The following is a 6,725-nucleotide window of genomic DNA, read 5'->3' as shown; positions in this document are numbered from 1 at the left end:
AGCCGCGCACCCGCGCGGTCCGGCCCCGCCGGCGTTCTCCGTCCCGCTCCGTCCCGCTCCGTCCCGCCCCGTCCCGCTCCGCGCGGCCGCGCGGTCAGGCCTCCGAAGGCGGATCCTCCTCCGGGGCGGCCGCGGGCGGCGGGGGCTCCTCCCCGGCCACCTCCGGCTTGCGCTTCGGCGCCCGGGGGAGTCCGCCGGACGGGTCCCGCAGGTACGTCGCGTCCCCCGGCTCCGCGGCGGCTGACGGGTCCCGCCGCCTCAGGTACCGCTCGAACTCCCGGGCGATGGCGTCACCGGACGCCTCGGGCAGGTCGGCGGTGTCCCGCGCCTCCTCCAGCGTCTGGACGTACTCCGCCACCTCGCTGTCCTCGGCCGCCAGTTGGTCCACGCCCAGCTGCCACGCCCGGGCGTCCTCCGGCAGTTCGCCCAGCGGGATCCGGATGTCGATCAGGTCCTCCAGCCGGTTCAGCAGGGCCAGCGTCGCCTTCGGGTTGGGCGGCTGCGACACGTAGTGCGGCACCGCCGCCCACAGCGACACCGCAGGAACGCCCGCGTGCGTGCACGCCTCCTGGAGGATGCCCACGATGCCCGTCGGGCCCTCGTACTTCGTCTCCTCCAGGTCCATCGTCCGGGCCAGGTCCGCGTCCGAGGTGACCCCGCTCACCGGCACCGGCCGCGTGTGCGGCGTGTCCCCGAGCAGCGCCCCCAGGATGACCACCATCTCCACGCCCAGTTCGTGGGCGAAGCCGAGGATCTCGTTGCAGAACGACCGCCACCGCATGGACGGTTCGATGCCCCGCACGAGCACCAGGTCGCGCGGCTTCGCGCCGCCGATCCGGACCACCGACAGCCGTGTCGTCGGCCACGTGATCTTCCGTACCCCGTTGTCCAGCCACACCGTCGGCCGGTTGACCTGGAAATCGTAGTAGTCCTCGGCGTCGAGCGCCGCGAACACCTCGCCCTTCCACTCCCGGTCCAGGTGGGCGACCGCGCCGGAGGCGGCGTCACCCGCGTCGTTCCAGCCCTCGAACGCGGCCACCATGACCGGGTCGATCAGCTCGGGCACGCCCTCAAGCTCGATCACCCAGGTCTCCTTCCGAAGTTCCCTTGCGTACGTGGGTCAGCCTAAGCCTTGAAGGGACATCGGCCACAGCCCACGACGGAGGGGCGGTTCCCCTCGGAACCGCCCCTCTTCCCCACCTGCGCGAGAGCTATGCCCGGTGGCCCAGCATCTCCTCGACCCGGGCGCGCACGGAGGCGTCGTCCAGACCGCGGACCGTCACCGTCGTGCGCCGGCGCAGCACGTCGTCGACCGTCTGCGCCCACTCGTTGTCCCGGGCGTAGGCGACCTGGGCCCAGATCTCCGGGCCGTCCGGGTGGATGCGCTCGGCCAGCGCCGGGTCCTCGTTGGCGATGCGCGCGATGTCGAACGCCAGCGAGCCGTAGTGGGAGGCCAGGTGGCGCGCGGTCAGCGGGTCCATCCGAGAGCCGGGCTCGCGGTCCACCAGCAGCCGGTGCGCGACCGCGTTCGGGTTGGCGACACCGGGCAGCGGGATCCGGCGCACGAGCGACTTCGCCGGCTCCATGTCCTCGGTCAGCGGGCTGCCCGGGAGCTTCGCCAGCTTGTCCATGACCACGCGGCCGATGTGCCGGTACGTGGTCCACTTGCCACCGGCCACCGACAGCATGCCGCCGGCGCCCTCGGAGACGACCGTCTCGCGCTTGGCCTTCTCGACGCCCCCGGGGCCGCCGGGCAGCACCCGCAGACCCGCGAAGGCGTACGTCATCAGCGAGCGGTCCAGGTCCGCGTCCTTCACCGAGAAGGCCGCCTCGTCCAGGATCTGCTGGATGTCGGACTCGGTGGCGCGCACGTCGCCCGGGTCGCCCTCGTACACCTCGTCGGTGGTGCCGAGCAGCAGCTGGTCCTCCCACGGGAGGGCGAAGGTGATGCGGTACTTGTCGATCGGGGTGGCCATGGCGGCCTTCCACGGCGACTTGCGCTTCATGACGATGTGCGCGCCCTTGGAGAGGCGGATCGACGGCATGGAGTGCTTGTCCTCCATGCGCCGCAGGTGGTCCACCCACGGGCCGGTGGCGTTGAGCACGACCCGCGCGTCGACCCCGAACTCGGTGCCGTCCAGACGGTCCTTGAGCTCGGCGCCGGAGACCCGGCCGCGCGTGGTGCGCAGTCCGGTGACCTCGGCGTGGTTGAGGACGACCGCACCCGACTCGACTGCCGCGCGGACCGTCATGACGGCGACGCGGGAGTCGTTCATCTGGTGGTCGTAGTAGACCGCGACGGCCTTGAGGTTGTCCGTCTTCAGACCCGGGTTGTCGGCGACGGCGCGGGCGGGCGAGATGACCTTGCCGATGCCGTCGCCGAAGGCCGAGAGGGCGGAGTAGGCGAAGACGCCCGCACCCAGCTTGGCCGCGCCCACCGGACCGCCCTTGTACACGGGGAGGTAGAAGGTGAGCGGGTTGACCAGGTGCGGGGCCACGTCCTTCGCCAGGACCCGGCGCTCGTGGTGGTTCTCGGCCACCAGCTTGACCGCGCCGGTCTGGAGGTAGCGCAAGCCGCCGTGGACGAGCTTGGAGGAGGCGGAGGACGTGGCGCCGGCGAAGTCGCCGGCGTCCACCATGGCGACCCGCAGACCCGACTGCGCGGCGTGCCAGGCCACCGAGGTGCCCAGGATTCCACCGCCGATGACCAGCAGGTCGTACGTGGCCTTGGCCAACTGCTCACGGGTCTCGGCGCGGCTCGGGTTCGAGCCGGCGGTCGGGTGCGTGCCCAGGGTGGGAACGCTCTGCAGGGTGCTCATATCCGTTGACTCCTACTTACTCGTCGATTGCGCCGGCCGGACGGTCAGCTGGCGTCTTCGTCGTCGACCCAGCCCATGGACCGCTCGACGGCCTTGAGCCAGCTCTTGTACTCGCGGTCCCGCTGCTCGGCGGGCATGCGCGGGGTCCACTCGGCCGCGCGGCGCCAGTTGGCGCGCAGCGCGTCGGTGTCGGGCCAGAAGCCGACGGCCAGGCCGGCGGCGTAGGCGGCGCCGAGGCAGGTGGTCTCGGCGACCATCGGGCGCACCACGGGGGCGTCCAGGAAGTCCGAGAGCGTCTGCATCAGCAGGTTGTTGGAGGTCATGCCGCCGTCGACCTTGAGGGCGGCGAGCTCGACGCCCGAGTCCTTGGTCATGGCGTCGGTGATCTCACGGGTCTGCCAGGCGGTGGCCTCCAGGACGGCACGGGCGATGTGCGCCTTGGTGACGTACCGGGTGAGGCCGGTGATCACGCCGCGGGCGTCGGAGCGCCAGTACGGGGCGAACAGGCCGGAGAAGGCCGGCACGAAGTACGCGCCGCCGTTGTCCTCGACGGAGGAGGCCAGGGTCTCGATCTCGGCCGCGGACTTGATCAGGCCCATCTGGTCGCGCATCCACTGGACGAGCGAGCCGGTGACGGCGATGGAGCCCTCCAGCGCGTAGACCGGCTTCTCGTCGCCGATCTGGTAGCCGACCGTGGTCAGCAGGCCGCTGTAGGAGTTGATGATCTTGTCGCCGGTGTTCATCAGCATGAACGTGCCGGTGCCGTACGTGGACTTCGCCTCGCCCTCGGCGAAACAGGTCTGGCCGAACAGGGCGGCCTGCTGGTCACCGAGCGCCGAGGCGACGGGGACGCCCGCGAGGACGCCCTCCTTGACCTCGCCGTAGACCTCGGCGGACGACCGGATCTCGGGGAGGACGTTGAGCGGTACGCCCATGGACTCGGCGATGCGCTCGTCCCAGGTCAGGTCGTGCAGGTTCATCAGCATGGTGCGCGAGGCGTTGGTGACGTCGGTGACGTGCACGCCGCCCTGGGCGCCGCCGGTCAGGTTCCAGATGACCCACGAGTCCATGGTGCCGAAGAGGATGTCGCCCGCCTCGGCGCGCTCGCGCAGCCCCTCGACGTTGTCGAGCAGCCAGCGGGCCTTCGGGCCGGCGAAGTAGCTCGCCAGCGGGAGGCCGGTCTCGCGGCGGAAGCGGTCCTGGCCGACGTTGCGGCCGAGTTCCCGGCACAGGGCGTCGGTGCGGGTGTCCTGCCAGACGAGCGCGTTGTGCACGGGCTCGCCGGTGTGGCGGTCCCACATGAGGGTGGTCTCGCGCTGGTTGGTGATGCCGACGGCCTTGACGTCGGCGGCGGTGAAGCCGGGGACGTCCTGGGCGGCCTTGGCGATGGCCCCGGCGACGACCTCCTGGACGTTGGTCCAGATCTCGGTGGCGTCGTGCTCGACCCAGCCCGGCTTCGGGAAGATCTGCTCGTGCTCCTTCTGGTCGACGGCGACGATGCGGCCGTCGCGGTCGAACACGATGCAGCGGGAGGAGGTGGTGCCCTGGTCGATCGCGGCGATGAAGGGGCCGGTGCTGCTGGTCATGTGGCTGCTCCTGGCAGGTCGTGAGTAGGCGGAATCAGGGTGCGGTGCGGATCTTGCGATCGCTGCCGATGCTGATCAGGCGAACGCGATGTTGTACAGACCGCCGGCTATGACGGCACCGACGAGCGGGCCGACCACCGGGATCCAGGAGTATCCCCAGTCGGAGCCGCCCTTGTGGGGAAGCGGCAGCAGGGAGTGGACGATGCGCGGGCCGAGGTCGCGGACCGGGTTGATCGCGTAGCCGGTCGGACCGCCGAGCGAGAGGCCGATGCCGACGACCACGAACGAGGTGATCAGGACGCCGATGACGCCGAGGCCCTTGCCGTCGTCCTGAAGGCCCTGGGTCAGGATGGCCAGGATCAGGACGGCGGTGCCGATGATCTCGGTGGCGAGGTTCTGGACGGTGTTGCGGATCTCGGGGCCCGTGGAGAAGACGCCGAGGACCGGACCGGCCTGGTCGTGCGGATGCGGGTCCTCCGGGCCGAGCTTCGCGTCGCGGATGTGCTCCGGGTCCGAGAGGTGGGCGCGGAACTGGCCGTAGTACGTGATCCACATCAGGACCGCGCCGATCATCGCGCCGAGGAGCTGGCCGGCGAGGTAGACCGGAACGTCGCCCCAGACGCCGTCCTTGACGGCGATGCCGACGGTGACCGCCGGGTTGAGGTGCGCGCCGGAGAGCGGTGCGGAGACGTATGCGGCGATCAGAACGGCGAAACCCCAGCCGAACGTGATGGCCAGCCAGCCCGCGTTGCGGGCCTTGGAACTCTTGAGGGTGACGGCGGCGCAGACGCCACCACCGAGCAGAGTGAGCAGGGCGGTACCGATGGTCTCGCCGATGAAGATGTCGGAGCTGGACACCCGCGACTCCTTTGTCATACGTCCAGGGGGTGGGCGGACACCGGGTCCCACCGGTGGTTCCGCGCACTCGGTGAGTGCTGCACCGGCCCTTGGCCTTGCCCCACCCTAACGCGTATTGCCGTTAGGTGTTCGACAATGCCGACCGGTGAACGGCAGTTTTCCGCCCGGATGAAGATTGCGTCAAGGGTCGGCCAGGCCAAAGTGTCGGATCGTTACCGCTCGGTGGGATCAACCAAATCCGGCCATCGGATGGTCGGGATGAGGCGAAACGAGGGCATGGGGGAACCAGGGTCTGGCCGAGAACGGCCCTGGAGGGGCTGCAGGGGCCCTAGAACCGGCCTGCGCCGAGATCGCGTGAAACGGCGCGCGCACAGTCCCGTACGGACGCGATGAGGGAGGCGCGGGGCTCCCCGCCCTCTCCGCAGACCCGCTCCACGGCCCCCGCGACGGCCACCGCGCCCACCGGCATGCGGCGCCGGTTGTGAATGGGGGCCGCGACGGAGGCGATGCCGTCCCAGGTCTCCTCGACGTCCGCGGCCCAGCCGCGGGCCCGGGTCAGGGCCAGGATCTCCTCGAAGCCGGCGCCGTCCGTGACGGTGCGGGGGGTGAACGCCTCGCGCTCCACCTCCACGGCCTGGGTGTGCGCGACCGGGTCGTACGCCGACAGCACCTTGCCCAGTGCGGTCGAGTGCAGCGGCTGCATCGCCCCGACCTCCAGCACCTGGCGGCTGTCGTCGGGCCGGAACACGTGGTGCATGATCAGCACCCCGCTCTTGTGCAGCACGCCCACGTACACGCTCTCGCCGCTCGCCCGGGCCAGGTCGTCGGTCCAGACCAGGGCGCGGGCGCGCAGCTCGTGCACGTCGAGGTAGCTGTTGCCCAGGCGCAGCAGCTCCGCGCCCAGCTGGTAGCGGCCGGAGGCCTCGTCCTGCTCCACGAAGCCCTCGGCCTGCAGGGTGCGCAGGATGCCGTGCGCCGTCCCCTTGGCGAGGCCGAGGGACGAGGCCACGTCCGAGAGCCCCAGCCGGCGCTCGCCGCCGGCCAGCAGCCGCAGCATCGCAGCGGCTCGTTCGAGCGACTGGATGTTCCGTGCCATCGCGGTGCCTCCTGCTGACGTTCCTGGTCGGTACTGACTGTAGTGATGTGGTTCGACAATGCTGAACAGTATCGGTCGATGCCGACCTCGTGCAGGGGCAGCCGGCACATCGCGACGCCGCACACTCGTGCGCGCCCGTCCGCCCCCGCCACAGAATGCAGTCCGCCACGTGGGACAACCTCACCGGGGCCGGGAGGGCACGGTTACCCTGACCGCGTGCACCCTGGACGCAGAGGGGGTGCAAAGCCGACAGCCGTCGCATCCCAGGGAGCTCAGCCATGGCCTCGTTGCCGAACCCGCCCGCAGACACCCAGACCCGGGCCGACGCCCTCCGTGAGGCTCTTGCCACTCGTGTGGTGGTGGCCG

5 protein-coding genes are annotated in these 6,725 nt (G+C 70.9%); all 5 read right to left on the bottom strand.

The genetic code is table 11. From position 1 onward, the window contains the following. Positions 1 to 94: 94 nt before the first annotated feature. The 5 genes from ACFWW8_RS37835 to ACFWW8_RS37815 all read right to left on the bottom strand — a co-directional run bounded on the left by ACFWW8_RS37835 (position 95) and on the right by ACFWW8_RS37815 (position 6,359). Positions 95 to 1,084, bottom strand: coding sequence for a PAC2 family protein (locus tag ACFWW8_RS37835; protein ID WP_386537309.1), 990 nt, complete (start codon positions 1,082 to 1,084; stop codon positions 95 to 97). A gap of 127 nt (positions 1,085 to 1,211) precedes the next feature. Continuing rightward, positions 1,212 to 2,819: an FAD-dependent oxidoreductase gene (locus ACFWW8_RS37830; RefSeq protein ID WP_386537306.1), complete on the bottom strand. Its 1,608-nt coding sequence runs from the start codon at positions 2,817 to 2,819 to the stop codon at positions 1,212 to 1,214. A 44-nt stretch (positions 2,820 to 2,863) separates the two neighbouring features. Continuing rightward, on the bottom strand, positions 2,864 to 4,405 hold the full coding sequence (gene glpK / locus ACFWW8_RS37825; RefSeq protein ID WP_386537303.1) for a glycerol kinase GlpK: 1,542 nt from the start codon (positions 4,403 to 4,405) through the stop codon (positions 2,864 to 2,866). A gap of 75 nt (positions 4,406 to 4,480) precedes the next feature. Then, positions 4,481 to 5,263: an MIP/aquaporin family protein gene (locus tag ACFWW8_RS37820; protein WP_386537300.1), complete on the bottom strand. Its 783-nt coding sequence runs from the start codon at positions 5,261 to 5,263 to the stop codon at positions 4,481 to 4,483. Between the two features lie 328 nt (positions 5,264 to 5,591). Further along, on the bottom strand, positions 5,592 to 6,359 hold the full coding sequence (locus ACFWW8_RS37815; protein WP_386537297.1) for an IclR family transcriptional regulator: 768 nt from the start codon (positions 6,357 to 6,359) through the stop codon (positions 5,592 to 5,594). Positions 6,360 to 6,725 lie beyond the last annotated feature (366 nt).

Source organism: Streptomyces sp. NPDC058701 (assembly GCF_042715295.1).
Lineage (GTDB): Bacteria > Actinomycetota > Actinomycetes > Streptomycetales > Streptomycetaceae > Streptomyces.
The sequence above is the reverse complement of the archived record's forward strand: the minus strand, read 5'-3'. Positions and strand labels throughout refer to the sequence as shown.

What these genes read in the sequence shown, in the direction of transcription:
- ACFWW8_RS37815 (WP_386537297.1), bottom strand. Translation starts at nt 6,359, where the DNA reads ATGGCACGGAACATCCAGTCGCTCGAACGAGCCGCTGCGATGCTGCGG.
- ACFWW8_RS37830 (WP_386537306.1), bottom strand. Translation starts at nt 2,819, where the DNA reads ATGAGCACCCTGCAGAGCGTTCCCACCCTGGGCACGCACCCGACCGCC.
- glpK (WP_386537303.1), bottom strand. Translation starts at nt 4,405, where the DNA reads ATGACCAGCAGCACCGGCCCCTTCATCGCCGCGATCGACCAGGGCACC.